We start from the raw sequence: 23,213 nt of genomic DNA on the forward strand, positions 1-23,213 counted from the left end.
CGGGTTCAGGCCAGCCCGGCGGGGCGGCGCAGATCGAGCGTCATGGGAAACTCCCCGGGCATTTCCGCCGGCGGCACGGGCAGGTGGCCAGGCGAATGGCCATGATCCTGGAACCGCGCCTTGCGCCGCGCCTGGGCTTCATAGCCGTTGACCGGTACCGAATCGTAATTGCGCCCGCCCGGATGGGCCACATGATAGACGCAGCCGCCCAGCGAGCGCTGGTTCCAGCTATCGAAGATATCGAAGGTTAGCGGGGCATGGGGTGGCAGCATCGGATGCAGGCAGTTGGCCGGCAGCCAGGCCTTGTAGCGCACGCCGCCCACGGCCTCTCCCGGCGTGCCGGTAAAGTTGAGCGGCACGCGGCGCCCGTTGCAGGTGATGACATGGCGCCCCGGCACCAGGCCGCTGGCGCGCACCTGCAACCGCTCGGTCGAACTGTCGACATAGCGCACAGTGCCGCCGATCGCGCCGGTTTCACCCAGCACGTTCCATGGCTCCAGCGCGTGGCTCACTTCCAGGTGCACGCCCCCGCCTTCCACTTCGCCGTGCACGGGAAAGCGGAACTGACGCTGCGCCTCGAACCACACGGGATCGAAATCATAGCCTGCGCCGCGCAGATCAGCCAGCACATCGAGGAAATCGCTCCAAACGAAGTGAGGCAGCATGAACCTGTCATGCAACTGCGTGCCCCAGCGCACCAGCGGGCCATCGACCGGCTGGCGCCAGAACCAGGCGCATAGCGCGCGCAGCAGCAGTTGCTGGGCCAGCGACATGCGCGCGTCTGGCGGCATCTCGAACCCGCGAAATTCCACCAGGCCCAGCCGCCCGGTGGGGCCATCGGGCGAAAACAGCTTGTCGATGCAGATTTCGGTGCGGTGGGTGTTGCCCGTCACGTCGACCAGCAGGTTGCGGAACAGGCGATCGACCACCCAGGCCAGCGGCTGTGGCTGATCGGGGCCGGGCACCTGGGCCAGCGCGATTTCCAGTTCATAGAGCCCGTCGTGCCGCGCCTCGTCGATGCGCGGCGCCTGGCAGGTGGGGCCGATGAACATGCCCGAAAACAGATAGCTCAGGCTGGGATGCCGCTGCCAATAGATCACGAACGACTTGAGCAGGTCGGGCCGGCGGATGAACGGACTGTCGAGCAGCGTGGGGCCACCCAGCACGATGTGATTGCCTCCGCCGGTGCCGATGGCGCGTCCGTCGACCATGAACTTGTCGGCGGTCAGCCCCACCTCGCGTGCGCATTGGTAAAGTGTTTCGGTGATCTCCACCGATTCGGCCCATGACGCGGCGGGCTGGATATTCACCTCGATCACGCCGGGATCGGGCGTGACCTTGAGCACCATCAGGCGCGGGTCGGGCGGCGGGGGATAGCCTTCGATGCGCACCGGCAGGCGCGTTTCCTCGGCCACCGCCTCGACGCTGGCGATCAGGTCGAGATAGTCTTCCAGCGTTTCGACCGGCGGGATGAACACGCACAGGTGATCGCCCTTGGGCTCTACCGAGATCGCCGTGCGCACCGCGCCTTCGATGGCGATGGTCTGTTCCACGCGGGTCTGCCGGCCCGGGCTGGCGCTGTGCAGGTCATGGCCCTGGGCGCGCGCCTCGCGGCTGCGGTCCTCGTGCGACATGGTGTCTGGCGTTGCCGCATCGCGCGTTTGCACCGCCCGTTCGATCGCCTGGGCCCGAAAATCGGCCAGCGGCTCGCGCGGCTCGGCCGTGTCGCGCGGGTGGATATAGGGATAGGCGGCTGGCGGCACGTGCGGCAGCGAATTGAGCGGCAGGCGATAGCCCAGCGCGCTGTCGCCGGGCACGGCAAACAGGGCGCCGCGGCGCAGCTTCCACTTTTCCGAATACCACTGCCGCAGCCCATGGGCACGGCGGGCCTGCCAGGGTTGCTGGCGCTGGATCGGCAGGACATGGCCCACCGGCTTGGTCAAGCCGCGCTGGAACGTGCGGACAAAGCGCTGGCGCACTTCGGGATCGTCCAGCTTGGGATCGGTGGGCTCGGTATTTTCGGGCAGTTCGGCCTCGCGCACGATCCATTCCAGCGCGTCTTCATAAACCGGGGCGACGTTTTCGGGCGCCACGCCAAGCACAGTCGCGGTTTCGCGCAGGAATAGCGCGGCGTCATCGGCGTCAACTGTGGCGATGGCATCGGGCGTCGGCCGATCGGGCGCGATCAGGTTCTCATCGCGCCAGATCGGCACGCCATCCTTACGCCAATAGATCGAATAGCCCCAGCGCGGCAGGCTTTCCCCCGGATACCACTTGCCCTGGCCATGGTGCAGCAGCGATCCCGGCGCGAAATGGCCACGCAGCTTGCGGATCAGCTGGTCGGCATACCAGGCCTTGGTTGGTCCCACCGCGCTGCTGTTCCATTCCGGCGCCTCGAAATCGCCGTCGGCCACGAAGGTTGGCTCACCACCGATGGTCAGGCGCACGTCTTGCGCGGCGAGATCGGCATCGACCTGTTGGCCGAGCGCGTCGAGCGCGTCCCAGCGCGCCTCGGTGAACGGCTTGGTTATGCGCACCGCCTCGGCCAGGCGGGAAACCTCCATCTCGAAATGGAAATCGGAATGGACCGGCTCCAGCACCACGCCCTCGATCGGGGCGGCGGTGCGATAATGCGGCGTGGCGCACAGCGGAATGTGCCCTTCGCCAGCAAAAAGCCCCCAGGTGGCATCCAGCCCGATCCAGCCGGCGCCGGGCAGATAGACTTCGGTCCAGGCGTGCAGATCGCACACGTCCTGCGCCACGCCGGCCGGGCCATCCACCGCCGCGACATCGGGCGTCAGCTGGATCGAATAGCCCGAGACAAAGCGCGCGGCAAAGCCCAGGCGGCGCAGCAGCTGCACCAGCAGCCAGGCGGAATCGCGGCACGATCCAGTGCCCACGTCCAGGGTTTCTTCTGGCGCCTGCACCCCCGGTTCCATGCGGATGACATAGCCGATGCGCTGGTTCACCGCCTGGTTGATCGCCACCAGGAAGTCGATGGTGCGGCCCTCGTATCCGGTGAACTGGGTGAGGATTTCCTCGAACAGCGGGCCCTGCGCCTCGGTCTCGCGGTAGGCGGCCAGGTCTGTCTGCAATTCCTCTGCATAGGCAAAGGGATAGGTTTCGGCATAGTCTTCGACAAAGAAGTCGAACGGGTTGATCACGACCAGATCGGCCAACAGATCGACGGCAATCTCGAAATGATCGATCGGATCGGGAAAAACGATCCTGGCCAGCCAGTTACCGTAGGGGTCTTGCTGCCAGTTGATGAAGTGATTGGCCGGGCTGATCTTCAGGGAATAGTTGGGGACTGCGGTGCGGCTATGCGCCGCGGGCCGCAATCGGATCACCTGCGGCCCCAATCGAACCGGCTTGGCATAGGAATAGCGCGTGAGGTGATGGAGGCCCGCCTTGATCATGGCTGTGGAGGTTGCCCCAATTCATGCTGCGCTGCAACGCACAATCGAACGGCGCGCGTAGCCTCGCACCACCCCCAGCCCCTCCTCTGAAGAGGAGGGGAGCCGAGCGTCAGTTCTCCCCCTCCTCTTCAGAGGAGGGGGTCGGGGGGTGGTGGAAGCCGCTCGCCAAGGTCAGCCTTCTTGCTGCCACCATAGGCCGGGATCGCCAGTTTCCAGCGGATCGCCGCAGCGCGCAGGGCAAAGCCGGCCAGCGCCGATACCGCCCAGACCCAGCCCTTGGGCAGGTGCAGCGCCTGCCCCGCCGAACACAGCGCGGCGGCGAGCGCGGCGGCTGTCACATAGAGTTCCGGGCGCATGATGATCGATGGGCGCCCGGCCACGCAATCGCGGATCACCCCGCCCACGCAGCCGGTGATCACCCCCATCATGAAGGCCGGCACCGGCGGAATGCCATAGGCCAGCGCCTTGGTCGTGCCCAGCACGGCATAGGCGCCCAGGCCCACCGCATCGGCCCATTCCAGCGCGGCGCCGCGCCACCAGCGGTGCGGGGTGAGCCAGCACAGCACTGCCATGCCCAGGCAGACCAGCGCCACCCAGCGATCGTGCACCCAGAACACCGGCGCACCGATCAGCAGATCGCGCACCGAACCGCCGCCCACCCCAGTGATCACCGCGAAAAAGCACATCGTCACCAGCGTCTGCCGCATGCGCGCGGCCACCAGCGCGCCCGAAAGCGCAAACACCGCGATCCCTGCAAGATCGGCAAGGCCAATCACGGCGGGCAGGGCGGGGGCCACCGCATGGGGCAGCGAAGTGGGCAGGGGTGGAACCAGGGGCATGGCACCACCCTTGCCTTGGTGGTCACTTCATGTCGAGGCTGACCGTGGCGGTTCCGGTGCCTTCGACCGGCAGATACAGCCCCTGGCCGGCTGCCTTGAGCTGGCCGGTGCGCACATCCTCGATCCGCGCGCGGATGATGAAATCGCCCGTGCGCTTTTCGGTCAGCGCGCGGTCGATCTTGCCCATCAGCTTGGCATAGTCGTTCTCGAAATTCTGGGCGAGCGCGGCTGCGATCGTTTCGGACAGGCCCGGCGCATTGGCGAGGCCCAGCAGGACATCGGTGCCGGTGCTGTCGGTCACACCCGATACGGCCAGATCGGCAAAGCCCACCTTGCGCGAATTGGGCGCGTTGACCGGGGTGCCGGTGAGCCACACGGTGCCATGCGCCGTGTGGGGCGCGGCATCGACGGCAAACTGCACGCCCACCGCCACTTTGCCACCGCGCGTGCCATAGCACGTTACTTTGCCAAAGCGGGCGGTGATCGGGCCGAGGCCCGGCACATCGAACGGTCGGGCCGATCGCTTGACCAGGGCCCGGGCGATCACCGGCTCCAGTTCGCGGTAATCGGCAATTACTGGAATGACGAACAGCATCCGCCCCGGCGTGGTTTCCAGCTTGCGCACCGGCGGCAGCGGCGCCACCGCCGGATCGGGCGGCCGGTTGCCGACAAAGGTTTCGGTCTGCGCATGCATGCCCAGGCGCAGCACCAGGCGCCGCCCTTCCACGGCATAGCCGCCATAGCGCAGGTCGTGCGGCGTTACCCGCATCCACACCGGGGGATTGGCGTGGTTGAGTTCCAGCGAGGTGAATGCGCTGGCCCAGGCCTTGCCAATCTCGCGGTCGAGATGCAGCTTGTCCAACTCGCGCGGCAGCGTGCGTTCCAGCCGGTTCACCACGTCCTTGAGCTTGGCATCGGCCTTGTCGGTAAAGGTGATGCGCTGCCCCAGGAAATCGATGCCGGGGGCATTGGTCCAGTCATAGTGGATATCGAGCGTGGCGCGCGGCTTCCAGTCGTTGGCCAGCGACAGCCGCACATGGGCGCGCACCACGGCATCACCGGTGGCGGTTTCCTGCTTGAACACGCCGGCAATATCCTTTGCGCGCAGCGTGGCATGCAGCGGCAGCGTCACCACCAGATCCTGGCCCTGGCCCGCCAGCGTGATCGGCCCGCGCACCACATCGCCCACGATGCGGCATTCCACGCGCGGGGTCTTGAGCTTGACCCCCAGCACCTTGACCCGCTGCGAGGCCAGGCAATCCTGCCCGGGCTTGTCGATCGACCACAATTGGCGCGGCACCTCGCGTTCGAGCGCGGCGCTCAGTTCGTCCAGCCGGGCGACGATCGGCACGGCGATAGTCGAGGCCTGGGGCGGCACGGCGATGGCATCGTTGGCGCGCGGCGGCGCCTCTGTCACCGGGCTATGGTGGCAGCCGGCCAGCAGGATCGATGCGGTCAGCGCTGCTGCGCTGCCGACCTTACGCGAGAGTGTCATGTGCTGTTGCCCCGTTTGGGCGCACTACGCACCAAGACCGGGCAAAGTTCCCGGCGCCATGATGGCGCCCGTTCGCCCATGAAAAAGGCCGCGCTCGGTTGCCCCGGCGCGGCCTTGTTTCATCGGTTGTGCCAAAAGGCGATCAGATGTGGATCGGCTTTTCGCGGATGCCCATTGCCGCTTCCTTGAGCGCTTCCGAATGGGTCGGGTGCGCGTGGCAGGTATAGGCGATGTCTTCCGAGGTAGCGCCAAATTCCAGCGCCAGCGCGGCTTCGGCGATCATCGTGCCGGCCACCGAGGCGATCGCCCACACGCCCAGCACGCGGTCGGTCTGCGCATCGGCAATGACCTTCACGAAGCCATCGGGCTCGTGGTTGGTCTTGGCGCGGCTGTTGGCCAGCATGGGGAACTTGCTGACCTTGATCTTCGACTGGTCGCCGCCGGCCTTCTCCAGCGCGGCTTCCTGGGTCAGGCCCACGCCGGCAAATTCGGGGAAGGTATAGACCACGCCGGGGATCACGTCGTGGTTGACGATGCCCGTCAGGCCGGCGATGTTTTCGGCCACGGCAATGCCTTCGTCCTCGGCCTTGTGTGCCAGCATCGGGCCGGGGATCACGTCACCGATCGCCCACACGCCGTCTACCTTGGTGCGGAAATCGTGGTCGGTTTCGATCTGGCCGCGGCCGTTCAGTTCCAGGCCGATCTTGTCGAGGCCGAGGCCATCGGTGTTGGGCCGGCGGCCGATCGCCACCAGCACGCAATCGGCTTCGATCGTTTCGGCAGCGCCGCCGGCCGAAGGCTCGACGGTGAGCGTCGCCTTGCCGCCTTCGACGGCTACGCCGGTGACCTTGGTCGAAAGCTTGAGCGCCATGCCCTGCTTCTTGAAGATCTTGGCGGCTTCCTTGCGCACGTCGCCGTCCATGCCGGGCAGCAGCTGGTCAAGGTATTCCACCACGGTGACCTTGGCACCCAGGCGGCGCCAGACCGAACCCAGTTCCAGGCCAATCACGCCGCCACCGATCACCACCAGGTGTTCGGGCACGCGGTCGAGCGCAAGGGCACCGGTCGAATCGACCACCACGCCCGCGTCATTGTCCACGGTCACGCCCGGCAGCGGGGTGACCGACGAACCGGTGGCGATGACGATGTGCTTGGCCGAAACCTTTTGCCCGGCCACGGTGACGCTGTGCGCGTCTTCGAACGTGGCATAGCCCTTGAGCCAGGTGATCTTGTTCTTCTTGAACAGGAATTCGATGCCGCCGGTCAGGCCCTTGACCGAGTCGAGCTTCTGCGCCTGCATGGCAGAGAGGTCCAGTTCCACCGGGCCGGTCTTGATGCCATAGTTGGCAAAGGTGCCGTTGACGGCTTCGTCGTACTTTTCCGAACCGTGCAGCAGCGCCTTCGACGGGATGCAGCCCACGTTGAGGCAGGTGCCGCCCAGCGTTTCGCGCCCTTCGGCGCACGCAGTCTTGAGGCCCAGCTGGGCCGCGCGGATCGCCGCGACATAGCCGCCCGGGCCAGCGCCGATCACCAGGACATCATAATCATATTCAGCCATTGCGGCCTCCTGTTCGCGCGTTCCCGAAAACGGTGGCGGGACTGGCGCGACTTATCACACAAGTTCGCGTGGATGCACGCTGGCGCGCCCGGCGGTGGTCACCGGGCGCGCCGTGCAGTGCCGATCAGAGATCGATCAGCAGGCGGGTGGGATCTTCGATCGCTTCCTTGATGGTCTTGAGCGCGGTAACCGCCTCGCGACCGTCGATGATGCGGTGGTCATACGACAGGGCGATGTACATCATCGGGCGGATCACGATCTCGCCGTTGCGAACCACAGGGCGGTCCTCGATGCGGTGCAGGCCCAGCACGGCCGACTGCGGCGGGTTGATGATCGGGGTGGACATCAGGCCACCAAACACGCCGCCGTTGGAAATGGTGAAGGTGCCGCCCTTCATGTCTTCCATGGTCAGTGCGCCTTCGCGGGCCTTCTTGCCGAAATCGCCGATCGCCTTTTCGATGCCGGCGAACGAGAGCTTGTCAGCATCGCGCACCACCGGAACGACCAGGCCGTTCGGCGCCGACACGGCCACCGAGATATCGACATAGTCGTGATAGACGATTTCATCGCCCTGGATCTGGGCATTGACGGCCGGAATGTCCTTGAGCGCCAAGCACGAAGCCTTGGCGAAGAACGACATGAAGCCCAGCTTCACGCCGTGCTTCTTCTCGAACACGTCCTTGTACTTTTCGCGCGCGGCCATCACCGCCGACATGTCCACGTCGTTGAACGTGGTGAGCAGGGCAGCGTTTTCCTGCGCGCTCTTGAGGCGCTTGGCGATGGTCTGGCGCAGGCGCGTCATCTTGACGCGTTCCTCGTTGCGGCCCGGGGCAGCAACGGCCGCAGGCACGGCGGCCGTGGCGGCGGGAGCGGGCGAGGCGGCCTTGGCCTGGGCTGCGGCGAGCACGTCTTCCTTGGTCAGGCGGCCGTCCTTGCCGGTGCCCTTGACGGTGGAAGGATCGATGCCGTGCTCCAGCACCGCGCGGCGCACCGCCGGCGACAGCGCGGCAGCGCCGGCATCGTCACCAGCAGGGGCCGAAGCAGGGACAGCCGCAGCAGCAGCCGGGGCCGGCGCGGCGGCCGGAGCCACTGTGTCGGACGCGGGCGGCACGGGCTTTTCCTCGCGCGGGGCAACCGGCACGTTGCCGGCTGCGGCAACGCCGTCTTCCACGGTGCCGAGCAGCGCGCCAACCGTGACGGTTTCGCCTTCGGCAACCAGGATCTGGCCCAGCACGCCGGCAACGGGCGAGGGCACTTCGACGGCAACCTTGTCGGTTTCGAGGCTGACGATAGGCTCGTCCAGAGCCACCGCTTCGCCGGGCTTCTTCAGCCACTGGCCGACCGTCGCTTCGCTGACGCTTTCACCGAGCGTCGGAACCTTGACTTCGATGGACATGACTTGGTGTTCCTTGGGGAGAATTCAGGTGGACGAAACGGCCGGTCAGGCCTTCTTCTTGCGGCGGATTTCCTCGCGCACCGACAGCGCCAGCGCATCGGCAACCAAGGCGGCCTGCTCGGCATTGTGGCGCTTGGCCAGGCCCGTGGCGGGCGAGGCCGAGGCGGAACGGCCGGCATAGCGGGGGCGCGTGACCTTGCCCTTGGCAGCCTTGAGCGATTCCTCGATCAGCGGCTCGGCAAAGAACCACGAACCGTTGTTCTTCGGCTCTTCCTGGCACCACACCACGTCTTCCAGATTGGTCATGCGCGACAGGCGCAGGGCCAGCGGCTCACCCGGGAAGGGGTAGAGCTGCTCGATCCGAATGATCTGGGTATCGGTGATGCCGGCCGCATCGCGTGCCTCGATCAGGTCATAGGCGACCTTGCCCGAGCACAGCACCACGCGGCGGGTGTCGCGGTCTTCCGGTGCCGAAGGATCGGACAGGATGCGCTTGAACTGCGCTTCACCCAGGAAATCGGCCGCGGTCGACTTGGCCAGCGGGTGGCGCAGCAGCGACTTGGGCGTCATGATGATCAGCGGCTTGCGGAACGAGCGGTGCATCTGCCGGCGCAGCACGTGGAAGTAGTTGGCCGGGCTGGTGATGTTGCACACCTGCAGGTTGTCTTCCGCGCAGAGCTGGAGATAGCGCTCAAGGCGGGCCGAGGAGTGTTCCGGACCCTGGCCTTCATAGCCGTGCGGCAGCAGCATGACGAGGCCATTGGCGCGCAGCCACTTGGCTTCCGATGCGGCAACGTACTGGTCGATCACGATCTGGGCGCCGTTGGCAAAGTCACCGAACTGCGCTTCCCACAGCACAAGCGTCTTGGGATCGGCGCTGGCATAGCCGTATTCGAAGCCGAGCACGCCATATTCCGACAGCGGGCTGTCGAGCACTTCGAAGCGGCCGTGGGGCAGCGTCGCCAGCGGCACATACTTGTGCTCGTCGGTCTGGTCGACCCACACCGCGTGGCGCTGGCTGAACGTGCCGCGGCCGCAATCCTGGCCCGAAAGGCGCACGTTGTAGCCTTCGGTGACCAGGCTGCCATAGGCGAGCGCTTCGGCCGTGGCCCAGTCAAACCCGTTGCCGGTGTTGAACATCTCGCGCTTGGCGTCGAGCACGCGGCCCAGCGTCTTGTGGACGGTCAGGCTTTCGGGAACCGAGGTCAGCGTGCGGCCCAGGCTGTCGAACAGCTTCTGTTCGATGCCGGTGGCCACGTTGCGGCGCGCCGTCACCGGGTCGGCCGGCTTGTTGAGGCCTGCCCAGCGTCCGCCGAACCAGTCGGCCTCGTTGGCCTTGTAGCTCTTGGCGGCTTCGAACTCGTTTTCGAGCGTGGCGGTGAAGTGGTCTTCCACGTCACCCTTCCAGCCCTTGTCGATCACGCCCTCGGCGGCCAGACGCTCGGCATAGAGCGTCGAGACGGCCGGATGCTTCTTGATCTTGGCGTACATCAGCGGCTGCGTGAACGAGGGCTCGTCGCCTTCGTTGTGGCCGAAGCGGCGGTAGCACCACATGTCGATCACGATGTCGCGGCCGAACTGCTGGCGATAGTCGATCGCCAGCTTGCACGCGAAGGTCACCGCTTCGGGATCATCGCCGTTGACGTGGATGATCGGCGCCTGGACGCCCTTGGCCACGTCAGAGGGGTAGGGCGAGCCGCGCGAGAACTGCGGGCTGGTGGTGAAGCCGATCTGGTTGTTGATGATGAAGTGGATGCAACCGCCGGTGTTGTAGCCCTGCACGCCGGAAAAGCCGAAGCATTCCCAGACGATGCCCTGGCCGGCAAAGGCGGCGTCGCCATGGATCAGCACCGGCAGCACCTGCTTGTGCTTGCCCGGGCCCACGTCATCGCGGAACTGCTGCTGGGCCAGCGTCTTGCCCAGCACGATGGGGTCCACCGTTTCCAGGTGCGACGGGTTGGGCAGCAGGCTCATGTGCACCTTGGTGCCGTCGAACTCGCGGTCGGTGCTGGTGCCCAGGTGATACTTCACGTCGCCCGAGCCGCCCACATCTTCGGGGTTGGCGCTGCCGCCCGAGAATTCGTGGAAGATCACGCGATAGGGCTTGGCCATCACGTTGGCGAGGATGTTCAGGCGGCCGCGGTGGGCCATGCCATAGATGATTTCCTTCACCCCGCGCTGGCCGCCGTACTTGATCACCGCTTCGAGCGCGGGGATCATCGACTCGCCGCCGTCCAGGCCAAAGCGCTTGGTGCCGACATACTTCTTGCCGAGGAACTTCTCGTACTGCTCGCCGCGCACCACGGCCGACAGAATCGCCTTCTTGCCCTCGGGCGTGAAGTCGATCGACTTGTCGCCGCCTTCGATGCGGTCCTGCAGGAACTTGCGCTCCTCCACGTCGGAGATGTGCATGTATTCCAGGCCGACCTTGCCGCAATAGTTCTTGCGCAGGATCTCGACCACTTCGCGCACGGTGCCCCATTGCAGGCCCAGCGTGCCGCCCAGATAGATCTTGCGATCCATGTCCTTGGGCAGGAAGCCGTGGTATTCGGGGCTGAGGTCGGCCGGCAGGTACTGCTTGGACAGGCCCAGCGGATCAAGGTCTGCCGCCAGGTGGCCGCGCACGCGATAAGTGCGCACCAGCAGCATCACGCGCAGGCTGTCGTTGGCCGCCTGTTCCAGCGCGGCTTCGTCCAGCGCGGCGCCGGCCTTCTTGGCGGCCTTGGCGACCTCGACCTTGATGGTCATGGGATCGAGCGCACGGGTCAGATCATCGCCGGCGAGCGCGTCGGTAATCGGCCAGCGCTTGGACTGCCAGGACGGACCCTGCTGCGGCGCATCCTGTGAAGGATCAACTTCGTACTCGTGCACGTCCTGTGCCATGGTCAATTCACTCCTGTGCCCCCGGGGAGGGGAGGGGCTTCGGAAAAAGGTTGTGGGCAGAGTGCATACCGGCGCAGCCTGCCTGTGACTGTCATCGCTTTCCCGCCGCCATGGCCGGATCGGCCGCCCTGCGCATGCCTTGCGCGCAATGGGCCAGGTATCCTTAATGGCGTCTGGTCAGCGCCCTTCGCAAAGGGTCTTATCGCTTTTGCCGGCCTGAAAAACAGCCCGGTAGAAGGTGCCGCGGCCGCCCGGGAAAGGACGGCCGCGAACCATGCTGCCATCAGGCGAGCGAGGGATCGATGCCCTTGCACGCCACCAGCAGTTCCTTGACCGCGTCGACCGAGACCTGGAGGTTGGCCTTGGCGGTTTCATCGAGGTTGATCTCGATGACCTTTTCTACGCCGCCAGCGCCGATCACTACCGGCACGCCAACATAGAGGCCGTCAACGCCATAGGCGCCATCGACATGGGCGGCACAGGGCAGGATGCGCTTCTGGTCGTTGAGGTAGGCTTCGGCCATGGCGATGCCCGAGGCGGCCGGGGCATAGAACGCCGAACCGGTCTTGAGCAGGCCGACAATCTCGCCGCCGCCCGAACGGGTGCGGGCCACGATCGCGTCGATCTTTTCCTGGGTGGAAGCGCCCATCTTGATCAGGTCGGTGACGGGGATGCCGGCGACGGTGGAATATTCCACGACCGGAACCATGGTGTCGCCATGGCCGCCCAGCACGAACGAGTTCACGTCGCGCACCGAAACGCCGAACTCCCAGGCGAGGAACGTGCTGAAGCGCGCCGAGTCGAGCACGCCAGCCATGCCGACCACCTTGTTGGCGGGCAGGCCGGAGAATTCGCGCAGCGCCCAGACCATCGCGTCGAGCGGGTTGGTGATGCAGATCACGAAGGCGTCGGGCGCGTTGTCGCGGATGCCTTCGCCGACCGACTTCATCACCTTGAGGTTGATGCCGAGCAGGTCATCGCGGCTCATGCCGGGCTTACGCGCCACGCCAGCCGTCACGATGATGACGTCTGCGCCAGCGATGTCCTTGTAATCGTTGGTGCCGATGATCTTGGCGTCAAAGCCTTCGACCGGGCCGCACTGCGAGAGATCGAGGGCCTTGCCCTGCGGAACGCCTTCCACCACGTCGAACAGGACGATGTCGCCCAGTTCCTTCTGCGCGGCCAGATGCGCCAGAGTGCCACCGATGTTACCCGCGCCGATGAGCGCGATCTTCTTGCGTGCCATGTGCTTTACGGTCCTTTCCCGGAGTCGTCGCGGGACAAGCGTTCAAGCGTTGCCGACTCAAGCCCCCGGATGGAGGTCCCCCCGCGCCCGCGAGACGGGAAGGGTTGCCGGCAAGTGGAGGGGCACGTAGGCCTGCCCGAGAGGGATTGCAACCGCAAAAAACCCCGCATCTGCGGGTTTCTTCGATATCAGTTCGCAATAGCGTTAAGTGGTAAATCTACCGTTCATACGAATGCGACAGGCAAGCCCTTTGCCGCGTTTCAGAACGGTGCGGCCGCCGGGTTTTTCAGGCGTGCCGGCGATGGGCGCAGCCGTCTCGGCTTGCTGCGTGAAATTCATCCGAGCCCGGCAAGTTCCCGGCGCAGGGCAATGGCCTTGCGGCGATCGAGCGTGTGGCACACCTGCGCCCACCAATCCGCCTGTTCCGCGTCCCCGGCCATCGCCGCGCGGGTTGCGGCGCGGGCAGCTTGCCCGGCGGCGGCATGGCCATGGCTGGCAAACAGGCGCAGCGCTTCGGCCAGCAGGGCGTCTTCGGCCAGTCGATCAGCGAGGCGCCCGGCCATGGCGCGTACCGGCGATGGATAGTCCTGGGCTGCCTGGAGCGACCAGGCCGGATTGTCGTTGGCAGGGCGCGGCACGCGGCCGGCGGGCCGGCGGAGACAGGGCGAGATCATGCCATAGCGAGGGGCGAAACGCAGCATGCGCGGGTGGTCTCCGTTCTTCATCGCGACACCGAAAATTCGGCTTTTTTCGTGTTCAAAGCCGTTTTCGGGGTAAACTTCCTGGCGGCTCTGCCGTCCTTCTACGGGGCGTTGCGCTAACAGGGCGTGAGATGAGACGGTAAACGGGACATTGATGTTCCCGCAGACGCGGCCAAGCGTGCCGATGCAGCGCCTGGCCGGGTTCAATCAGCCTTCAGCCATGCGGCTGGGCAATCCATTTTCCGGCGTTTTCATAGGTTTCCCGCGCTTCTGGGCGAAGCTGCGGGCTGGGGGCGCCGGGCAGGGGCGCTGCCAGTTGCGGCGCGGCGCTGGCCGGGATCGCGCGCTGGGGCGATTCGCCCAGGCCCCCGGTGGCCGTGCCCGTCGTGGCGCCGGCCGAAGCACCGGTGTGTTCGAGCGCGCTGATGCGGCCTTCCTCGAACGCCTTTTCCAGGGTGACCGGATCGGCCACGTCGGCCGCGGCCGGCACCCAGCTGCGCGGATGGGGCGCGGCCAGCGGCTCGCCACCGCGATAGCTGGCGTTGAAGGCGGCGGGCTGGCCGGCCGATCCGGCCCAGCGATAGAAGCGATGCGCGCCGATCGTGCCGATGAAGGCCAGCTTGTCTGACCATAGCGGATGGACCGCGCTGGTATGGTAATGCGTGGCCAGGCCCACCGGGGCAAACACGTTGCCCGCCAGGGCATCGGCTGCCACGCGCCGGGCGCGGTCCCAGAACTGTTGCACCGGACGGCGCGCCATCGCGCCGTCGCAGGCAAAGCTGAACTGGCAGCCGGGGCGTTCCGATCCTTGGAACACCACGCCGCAAACCGTCTTGGGAAAGGCCGGGTGCGCCACGCGGTTGAGCACGACCTGCGCCACCGCACGCTGCCCGGCATCGGGTTCGGACGCGGCTTCGTAATAGATCGCGGTGGTCAGGCATTGCAGCGCGCGCCAGCGGTCTTCGCCGCTGCCGGTGGCAAACAGCGGCCGCGCTGCTGGATTGGCAGACCAGGGCGCGGTGGTGGTGCCATCATCGGCGTCGCTGCGGATTGCGGCCACCTGCCGGTCCCAGGCACGGGCGGCGTCCTGCGGGGCAAGCAGGCCGCTGTCTTGCGCCGAAACATAGTAGAACGCCGAGCCGGGAAAGCTTTCGCCCGCCCGCTCGAAAGGTTGCAGCCCGCCGTTGCGATCCTGTGCGGCGGCGGCATCGCTGCCGGGCGAACCCCAGCCGACCGCGCCGAGCACCAGGCCCAGCGCGCCGATCGCGGCAATGCCGGCGGCCCGCTCGGCCAGGCGCGAGGGCGCGCGATGCTGGTGGCGCCACGAGGTCATGTCGCGGCGGCGGATGCGGGCGGCAAAATCGCGTGGGCGCACCGGCGGCAGGGTAAGCGCCGCGATCAGCGCGCCATCGGCCTGCCGCTGCCCGGCCAGGGCGACGCGCTCTTCCGGCCCCGGCGGCGGCATCAGCGCCTCGGGCGGAAGGGTGGGCGTGGCGCCGGTGAAGGGAATCGGGTCTGGCATAGGGCGTGAAACAGGGCAGGCTTGGTCTGCGCCATGGTGCGTTACGCGTTGCACTGCAACCATGCACGGCAGGAATCGTCCTCGTCCCGATAAGGCACAGGCTGCTACGGGTTGGTTAATCATGGCTGCGGGCTTGCCCCTTGGTGCAGGTGTCGCTATCCGCCCGGGCTGACGCCACCGGTGCCCGCAACCACGCGGGCTAAGAGGGAAGCCGGAACCAGCCGGCGCTGCCCCCGCAACTGTTTCCGGACGAGCGCCGCGCCCTTGCGCGCCACTGGCCCCTTGGTGGGCTGGGAAGGCCGGCGTGTCGCGTTGACTTCGGATGAGCCAGGAAACCTGCCGGTGTGTGGTCGTTCCGCGGCCGGGCGGGGTGTACCGGGCGCAAGCGTGACGAGTCTTCCGCCAGGGCCCGGCGGACCCTCGCGCCATGGACGGCGAGACTGTCCATGGGCCGGGAGGAAAAGAACCGTGAAGACATCGCTTGTTGCGCTGGCCACTGCCATGATGCTGGCCGCCCCTGCCTATGCCGATGAAGCCCCCGTCACCGATGGCGCGCAGATCACCGTGCTGGCCACCGGCAACGACCTGTCGCTCGACCAGACCGGCCAGGCCATCACCGTGTTGCAGTTGCAGACGATCGAGGCGGTGCAGGGCGTTGACCTGACCCGCGTGCTCGATCGCGTGCCGGGCCTGACCTGGTCGCGCACCGGCGGGCTGGGTGCGCAAACTGCCGTGCGCCTGCGCGGCGGGGAAGGGCAGCACACCCTGGTGCTGGTCGATGGCGTGCGCGTGGAAGATCCTTCGGCGCCGTCGGGCGGGTTTGATTTTGGCACGCTGACCAGCGGCGGGATCGAGCGGATCGAAGTGCTGCGCGGCTCCAACTCGGTGGTCTGGGGCAGCTCTGCCATCGGCGGGGTGATCGCGGTGACCACGCGCGAGATCGATGGCGTCGAAGCCTCGGCCGAGGCCGGCTCGCGCCGCAGCTATGATGCCGATGCCGCAGCCGGCGTGAAGCGCGACCGCTATGCCTTCTCGATCGATGGCGGCTATGCCACCACCGATGGCATTTCGGCCGCTGCCAGCGGGACCGAGCGCGATGGCTATGACCAGTGGCGCGTGGGCGGCAAGGCGCGGGTCAACCTCACCGATACGCTCTCGCTGGTCGCCAATGCCCGCTATGCCGATGGCAAGACCCAGATCGATGGCTATCCCGCGCCCGACTATGTCTTTGCCGATACGCCGGAATACACCACCACGCGGCAGTTCTTCGGCCGCGCCGGGCTGCACTATGCCGGCGGTCCGCTGACGCTCGATGCTGGCTATGCCCTGTCCGACACGCGCCGCCGCTATTACACCGGCGGGGCCGACAACGCCTTCGAATATGGCTACAATGGCCGCAGCGAGCGGGTGGAATTGAACGGCCGCTATAGCCTGCCTGCTGATTTCGCGCTCGATTTCGGGGCGGATCGCGAATGGACCCGGTTCGACAGCACCTATGACACGCGCCAGAACGCGCACCTGACCAGCGGCCATGCCATGCTTGGCTGGTACACCGCCAAGGCCAGCCTCGCCGCCGGCGTGCGCTATGACGAACAGAGCCAGTTCGGCAGCAATGTCAGCCTGGGGGCAAACGGCACGGTGGAAGTGGTGCGCGGGCTGCGCTTCAATGCCAGCTATGGCGAAGGCTTCCGCGCGCCCACGCTCTATCAGCTGCTTTCGCCCGATTACGGCAATGCCGCGCTCGATCCCGAACGCAGCCGCAGCTATGACCTGGGCGTGGTCTACACCAGCCAGGATGGCGGCTTCCATGCCGGGGTCACGCTGTTCCGCCGCGATACCCGCAATCTGATCGCCTATGTCTCGTGCTTCATGGCGCAAACCGCGCTGTGCCAGGGCCATGCCTATGGCGTCTATGACAACGTCGGCAAGGCGCGCGCGCAAGGCGTCGAGCTCGATGTGGGCGCCGCGCTCAGCAGCCAGGTCAAGGGCACGATCGCCTATGCCTATACCGAGGCGACCGATCGCACGCCTGGCGCCACCACATTCGGCAACGACCTGGCGCGCCGCCCGCGCCACGCGCTGACCACCTCGCTCGATTGGACCACGCCCTGGGCTGGGCTGGCCTTGGCCGCGGACCTGCGCTTCCAGTCGGAAAGTTTTGACAACGCGGCCAATTCGATCAAGTTGGCGGGCGGTAGCGTCACCACCGTGCGCGCCAGTTTGCCGATCCTTCATCAGGCCGAACTTTTCGGCCGGGTGGAAAACGTGTTCGATCGGCCGCTGGTGACGGCAGCGGGCTATGGCGCGCTGGGTCGTTCCGTGTTCGGTGGCGTTCGCCTGCGGTACTGATGGCGTTGCGCCGGTTGGAGGAATGGCTTTGCCGTGAGCGGCCGCATCGTGCCTGACTTTGCCTTGCTCTGCCGGCGCATGGGGCGCGGTGCCGTGGTGCTGGCGCTGATGCTGGGCGGGTGCGCGCAGGTGGCTCCCGCCGATCCGCAGGCCACCGATCGTCTGCCCCGGATCGTGTCGCTCAACCCTTGCAGCGATGCGATCCTGGCAGAAGTGGCCGATCCCGCGCAGATCCTGGCGCTGTCTTCCTACAGCCGCGATCCGGCACAAACCTCGATGGACGTGGCGCAGGCCATGCGCTTTGCCACCACCGATGGCGCGGTAGAAAGCGTGCTGGCGCTGCATCCCGATCTGGTGGTGACCAGCACCTATGCCGATCCGGCCACGCTGGCGGCGTTGCGCGGGCTGGGCCTGCGCGTGGAAACGGTGGGCATTGCCGAATCGCTCGATGCCGCGCGCGCCCAGGTGCGCAGCCTGGCCGGCTGGGCCGGGCAGCCGGCGCGCGGCGCCGCGCTGATCGCGCGGATCGACCGCGCAGTCGCCGCCGCGGCGCCGCCGCCGGGCACGGCGCCGATCACGGCCGTGCTGTGGGAACCGGGCGGCCTGGTGCCGGGCCAGAATACCCTGGCATCAGACCTGATGATGCGTGCCGGCTTTGCCAATTTCAGTGCGCAACGCGGCCTGGGCCAATCCGAACGCCTGTCGCTGGAGCGCATGCTGGCCGATCCGCCGCGCGTGATCATGGCCGTGGGCACCCCGCGCGGCACCCTGGCCGATCAGGCCGCGCCGCAGGAAGACCGCCTGCTGTTCCATCCCGCGCTGGCGGCGCTGCGCCACACCGCGCGCGTGCCGATTTCCCCCAACCTGATCTATTGCGGCGGCCCAACCATTCCCCGGTTCCTGAACCGCATGGTGGCGGTGCGCCAAGAGCTGGAAGCGATGCCATGAACCGTGCTGCCTTGCCCCTGGTGCTGGGTGGCTTGCTGCTCGTGCTGTTTCCGCTGTGCCTGCTGGCCGGGCAGGTGTGGATCAATCCGTTCGATCCGGCCGGTGCCAATGCCACGGTGATCCTGGCGCAACTGCGCCTGCCGCGCGCGGTGCTGGCGGTGATCGTCGGGGCCGGACTGGGCGCGGCGGGTGCGGCGATGCAGGGCTATCTGCGCAATCCCCTGGCCGATCCCGGCCTGTTCGGGGTGGCGCCGCTCGCCGCGCTAGGTGCGGTGCTGTCGCTGTTTACCGGCTTTGCGGTGCAGCCTTTCGCGCTGCCGGCGATGGCCCTGGCGGGCGCCGCTGGGGGCATGGTGCTGCTGGCACTGATCGCGTCGGGACCGCGCACGGGCCTGGCCGGGGGCGTGGCGCTGTTCACGCTGGCCGGCATGATGCTGTCCAGCCTCGCCGGCGCGTTGACCAGCCTGGCGATCAGCCTGGCGCCCAATCCCTTTGCCCTGACCGAGATTGTCACCTGGCTGATGGGCGCGCTGACCGATCGCAGCTGGCACGATGTGGCGCTGGCCGCGCCGCTCACCGCGCTGGGGCTGGTGCTGCTGTGGCGTGCCGGGCCGGCGCTCGATGCGCTCACCCTGGGCGAACTGGCGGCCCGCTCGATGGGCCTCGATCCGGTGGCCTTGCGCGGATTGATGGTGGTGGGCGTGGGCCTGGTTGTGGGTGCCGGGGTTTCGGCGGCCGGGGTCATCGGCTTTGTCGGGCTGATGGTGCCGCATATCGTGCGCCCGTTCACCGATCGCCGCCCATCCAGCCTGCTGCTGCCCAGCGCGTTGGCCGGCGCACTGTTGCTGCTGCTCGCCGATTCGCTGTGCCGTTGCCTGCCGCTGGCGGGCGGTGAGCTGCGCCTGGGCATAGCGCTCAGCCTGCTGGGCGCGCCGTTCTTCCTGCATCTTTTGCTGCGCCTGCGGCGCGGCCTGGCTTGAGAGGCCCGGGGCTATGGATCTTGTTGCCGATGCCGTCACCATGGTGGGCCGCCTGCGCGATGTGCGCGTGGGGCTGTCGCCAGGACGCCTGACCGCGATTTGCGGGCCGAACGGAGCAGGCAAGTCCACGCTGCTTTCGGCGCTTGCTGGCCTGGAAGAGCCCGATGGCGGGCACGTGTCTTTGGGGCAGCATCGCCTGGCCGAACTGACCGCGCGCGAACGCGCCATTGCCATCGGCTATCTGCCGCAAGCGGGCGAGGTGGCGTGGAACGTGACGGTGGAAACGCTGGTGCGGCTGGGCCGCCTGCCGCACCGCACACCGATGCGGATAGACGCGGCCGCAACCATGGCAGCCTTGCAGGCACTTGACCTTACCGGCCTTGCCGGGCGCGAGGTGGGCACGCTGTCGGGCGGGGAGCGGGCACGCGCGCTGCTGGCGCGGGTCCTGGCCGGACAGCCGCGCTGGATTCTGGCAGACGAGCCGCTGGCTGCGCTCGACCTGGCCCACCAGCAGGCGCTGCTCGCCCATTTTCGCCGCCTGGCAGGGCAGGGCGTGGGCGTGGTGGTGGTGCTGCACGATCTGGCCCTGGCGATGAACCATGCCGATCACGTCATCGTGCTCGACCGTGGCACCGTGGCCGCCAACGGCGCGCCGCACCTGGCGCTGGCCGAAGGCGTGCTGGCCGGGGTCTGGGGCGTCAAGGCACGCTGGGTGGGCGATGGGCGCAGCCGCGCGCTTGCGATCGGCTGATCGGCTCCCCACATCAGGGGCCAATCGCCCTTGCCCACCGAGCCATCTTGCGCGGTTCTTGCTGCGCTGCGACAGGCTTGCGTGAATCGAACAAATCTGGAACATTGCCCTTCATGTCGACCGCCCCCACACGTGCGCCCGGTGCCGCTCGCTCCGCGCTGACCACCCTTTCCGTGCGCGGCGCGCGCGAGCACAACCTCAAGGGGATCGATGTTGATCTGCCGCGCGACAGCCTGGTGGTGATCACCGGCCTGTCCGGTTCGGGCAAGTCCAGCCTGGCGTTCGACACGATCTATGCCGAAGGGCAGCGGCGCTATGTCGAATCGCTGTCGGCCTATGCGCGCCAGTTCCTGGAAATGATGCAGAAGCCCGATGTGGAGCACATCGACGGCCTCTCGCCGGCGATCTCGATCGAGCAGAAGACCACCAGCCGCAACCCGCGCTCCACCGTGGCGACGGTCACCGAAATCTATGACTACATGCGCCTGCTCTGGGCGCGGATCGGCGTGCCCTATTCGCCGGCCACCGGCCTGCCGATCAGCGCGCAGACCGTCAGCCAGATGGTCGATCGCGTGATGGCCCTGCCCGAAGGCACGCGCGCCTATCTGCTGGCGCCGGTGGTGCGCGGCCGCAAGGGCGAATACCGCAAGGAACTCGCCGAGTGGCAGAAGGCGGGCTACACCCGCGTGCGCATCGATGGTGAGCTTTACGCGATCGAAGACGCCCCCGCGCTCGACAAGAAGTACAAGCACGATATCGAGGTGGTGGTCGACCGCATCGCGGTGAAGGACGGCATCCAGACGCGCCTGGCCGACAGTTTCGAGCAGGCGCTCAAGCTGGCCGATGGGCTGGTCTTCATCGACCTGGCCGACACGACCGTGGCTGAATTGAATGGCGAGGCGGCGCGGGAAAAGGCCAAGAAAGGCACAGCGAAAGGCCAACTCAAGGGCGCCGGCCTGCCCGACAACCGGATTGTCCTGTCGGAAAAGTTTGCCTGCCCGGTCTCGGGCTTCACGCTCGACGCGCTCGAACCGCGGCTGTTCTCGTTCAACGCGCCGCAGGGGGCGTGCCCGGCGTGTGACGGGCTGGGCGAAAAGCTGCTGTTCGATCCGCAACTGGTGGTGCCGAACGAGCATTTGAGCCTCAAGCAGGGCGCGATCGTGCCCTGGGCCAAGTCCAACCCGCCCAGTCCCTATTACATGCAGGTGCTGGCCAGCCTGGCTGATCATTTCGGCTTCAACCTCGATACCCCGTGGGACAAGCTGCCGGGCGAGGTGAAGATCGTGATCCTGCATGGCACGGCGGGCAAGGCCGTGCCGCTGACCTTCATCGACGGCAAGAAGAGCTACACCGTTTCCAAGGCGTTCGAAGGCGTGATCGGCAATCTCAATCGCCGCATGCTGCAAACCGAAAGCGCCTGGATGCGCGAGGAACTGGGCAAGTTCCAGACCGCGCAGCCCTGCGAAACCTGCAACGGCGCGCGGTTGAAGCCCGAGGCGTTGAGCGTGAAAGTGGCGGGCAACGACATTTCTGCCAGCACGCGCCTGTCGGTCAGCGATGCACTGGAATGGTTCGCCACGCTCGACGCGAAGCTGACCAGCCAGCAGAGCCAGATTGCCAAGGCGATCCTCAAGGAAATCAACGAGCGTCTTGGCTTCCTCAACAATGTCGGGCTCGATTACCTCAACCTCGATCGCACCTCGGGCACGCTGTCGGGCGGGGAATCGCAGCGCATTCGCCTGGCCAGCCAGATCGGTTCGGGCCTGTCGGGCGTGCTCTACGTGCTCGACGAACCGTCGATCGGCCTGCACCAGCGCGACAACGACCGCCTGCTCGAAACCTTGAAGCGGCTGCGCGACCTGGGCAACACGGTGATCGTGGTAGAGCATGACGAGGACGCGATCCGCGCGGCGGACTATGTCGTCGATCTCGGCCCCGGCGCGGGCGTCCACGGCGGCGAGATCGTCGCCCAGGGCACGCTCGACGATATCCTCGCCAATCCCGACAGCCTCACCGGGCAATACCTGACCGGCGCGCGCCGGATCGAGGTGCCCAAGAAGCGCCGCAAGGGCAATGGCTTGTCCCTGGTGGTGGAAGGCGCGCGGGCCAACAATCTTAAGAACGTGACGGCCAAGATTCCGCTCGGCACGTTCTGCTGCGTCACGGGTGTGTCGGGCTCGGGCAAGTCCAGCCTCACCATCGATACGCTGCAGGCCGGTGCTGCCCGTGTGCTCAATGGCGCGCGCGTGGTGGCCGGCGCGCATGACGCGATCAAGGGCCTGGAGCATTGCGACAAGGTGATCGAGATCGACCAGTCGCCGATTGGCCGCACCCCGCGCTCCAACCCGGCGACCTATACCGGTTCGTTCACCCTGATCCGGGACTGGTTTGCCGGCCTGCCCGAGGCGCAGGCGCGCGGCTACAAGGCCGGGCGGTTCAGCTTCAACGTCAAGGGCGGACGCTGCGAGGCGTGCCAGGGCGATGGCCTGATCAAGATCGAGATGCACTTCCTGCCCGATGTCTACGTGACGTGCGAGGAATGCGGCGGCAAGCGTTACAACCGCGAAACGCTGGAGGTGAAGTTCAAGGGCCACTCCATCGCCGACGTGCTCGACATGACGATCGAAGACGCGGTGGAGTTCTTCAAGGCCGTGCCCCCGATCCGCGATCGCATGGCCATGCTGGGCGAAGTGGGCCTGGGCTATGTCAAGGTGGGGCAGCAGGCCACCACGCTATCGGGCGGCGAAGCGCAGCGCGTGAAGCTGGCCAAGGAACTGGCCCGTCGCTCCACCGGCAAGACGCTCTACATCCTCGATGAGCCCACCACGGGCCTGCATTTCGAAGACGTGCGCAAGCTGCTGGAAGTGCTCCACCGCCTGGTGGAGCAGGGCAACAGCGTGGTGGTGATCGAACACAATCTGGATGTGATCAAGACCGCCGACTGGATCATCGACATGGGCCCCGAAGGCGGCGTGCGCGGCGGCGAAGTGGTGGCCGTGGGCACGCCGGAACAGGTCGCCAAGAACAAGGCGAGCTTTACCGGGCACTATCTGGCGCCGTTGCTGAAGCGGTGAGCGACAGGCCCCTCGCCGCCGTGCGGCGAGGGGCTACGCGGCAGGCCGCCCG

The 23,213-nt window shown here is 66.9% G+C and carries 14 protein-coding genes and 1 riboswitch; of the genes, 5 read left to right on the forward strand and 9 right to left on the reverse strand.

Features of this window, described 5'->3' with window-relative positions; all coding sequences use genetic code 11:
- Nucleotides 1-5: 5 nt before the first annotated feature.
- The 9 genes from SCA01S_RS13325 to SCA01S_RS13365 form a co-directional block, all read right to left on the reverse strand.
- A complete protein-coding gene (locus SCA01S_RS13325) occupies nt 6-3,419 on the reverse strand; it encodes a transglutaminase family protein (RefSeq protein WP_062786287.1) in 3,414 nt (1,137 codons plus the stop codon).
- 128 nt (nt 3,420-3,547) lie between these two features.
- The gene (locus SCA01S_RS13330; RefSeq protein WP_157088972.1) at nt 3,548-4,258 is read right to left on the reverse strand and encodes a trimeric intracellular cation channel family protein; all 711 of its coding nucleotides are present in this window, start codon (nt 4,256-4,258) and stop codon (nt 3,548-3,550) included.
- A 22-nt stretch (nt 4,259-4,280) separates the two neighbouring features.
- Nucleotides 4,281-5,753 carry a DUF4403 family protein gene (locus tag SCA01S_RS13335; RefSeq protein ID WP_062786290.1) on the reverse strand — a complete coding sequence of 491 codons (1,473 nt, stop codon included), beginning with the start codon at nt 5,751-5,753 and terminating at the stop codon, nt 4,281-4,283.
- 142 nt (nt 5,754-5,895) lie between these two features.
- Nucleotides 5,896-7,311: a dihydrolipoyl dehydrogenase gene (gene lpdA, locus SCA01S_RS13340; RefSeq protein ID WP_062786293.1), complete on the reverse strand. Its 1,416-nt coding sequence runs from the start codon at nt 7,309-7,311 to the stop codon at nt 5,896-5,898.
- A 124-nt stretch (nt 7,312-7,435) separates the two neighbouring features.
- Complete coding sequence (odhB, locus tag SCA01S_RS13345) at nt 7,436-8,707, reverse strand: 2-oxoglutarate dehydrogenase complex dihydrolipoyllysine-residue succinyltransferase (RefSeq protein WP_054130621.1); 1,272 nt, start codon at nt 8,705-8,707, stop codon at nt 7,436-7,438.
- A 45-nt stretch (nt 8,708-8,752) separates the two neighbouring features.
- Complete coding sequence (locus SCA01S_RS13350; protein ID WP_062786295.1) at nt 8,753-11,590, reverse strand: 2-oxoglutarate dehydrogenase E1 component; 2,838 nt, start codon at nt 11,588-11,590, stop codon at nt 8,753-8,755.
- Between the two features lie 283 nt (nt 11,591-11,873).
- Entirely contained in the window at nt 11,874-12,836 is a 963-nt protein-coding gene (gene mdh, locus SCA01S_RS13355) for a malate dehydrogenase (RefSeq protein WP_022675965.1), read from the reverse strand.
- Between the two features lie 335 nt (nt 12,837-13,171).
- On the reverse strand, nt 13,172-13,561 hold the full coding sequence (locus SCA01S_RS13360; protein WP_231627520.1) for a hypothetical protein: 390 nt from the start codon (nt 13,559-13,561) through the stop codon (nt 13,172-13,174).
- A 190-nt stretch (nt 13,562-13,751) separates the two neighbouring features.
- Complete coding sequence (locus SCA01S_RS13365) at nt 13,752-15,059, reverse strand: cell wall hydrolase (RefSeq protein WP_062786298.1); 1,308 nt, start codon at nt 15,057-15,059, stop codon at nt 13,752-13,754.
- 175 nt (nt 15,060-15,234) lie between these two features.
- A riboswitch (cobalamin riboswitch) is annotated at nt 15,235-15,404 on the forward strand.
- 123 nt (nt 15,405-15,527) lie between these two features.
- Here SCA01S_RS13365 and SCA01S_RS13370 point away from each other — a divergent pair.
- From SCA01S_RS13370 to uvrA, 5 genes are all read left to right on the forward strand, one after another.
- Entirely contained in the window at nt 15,528-17,408 is a 1,881-nt protein-coding gene (locus tag SCA01S_RS13370; RefSeq protein ID WP_157088973.1) for a TonB-dependent receptor plug domain-containing protein, read from the forward strand.
- 33 nt (nt 17,409-17,441) lie between these two features.
- The gene (locus tag SCA01S_RS13375; protein WP_054130618.1) at nt 17,442-18,356 is read left to right on the forward strand and encodes an ABC transporter substrate-binding protein; all 915 of its coding nucleotides are present in this window, start codon (nt 17,442-17,444) and stop codon (nt 18,354-18,356) included.
- A complete protein-coding gene (locus SCA01S_RS13380) occupies nt 18,353-19,336 on the forward strand; it encodes a FecCD family ABC transporter permease (RefSeq protein ID WP_062786304.1) in 984 nt (327 codons plus the stop codon). The genes SCA01S_RS13375 and SCA01S_RS13380 overlap by 4 nt, the downstream gene beginning before the upstream one ends.
- Before the next feature lie 13 nt (nt 19,337-19,349).
- Nucleotides 19,350-20,087 carry an ABC transporter ATP-binding protein gene (locus tag SCA01S_RS13385; protein ID WP_062786306.1) on the forward strand — a complete coding sequence of 246 codons (738 nt, stop codon included), beginning with the start codon at nt 19,350-19,352 and terminating at the stop codon, nt 20,085-20,087.
- A gap of 113 nt (nt 20,088-20,200) precedes the next feature.
- Nucleotides 20,201-23,161 (forward strand): excinuclease ABC subunit UvrA, encoded by a 2,961-nt coding sequence (uvrA, locus tag SCA01S_RS13390; protein ID WP_062786308.1) that lies wholly within the window; start codon nt 20,201-20,203, stop codon nt 23,159-23,161.
- The last annotated feature ends 52 nt before the right edge of the window (nt 23,162-23,213 follow it).

The sequence above is a fragment of the Novosphingobium capsulatum NBRC 12533 genome (assembly GCF_001598375.1).
Lineage (GTDB): Bacteria > Pseudomonadota > Alphaproteobacteria > Sphingomonadales > Sphingomonadaceae > Novosphingobium > Novosphingobium capsulatum.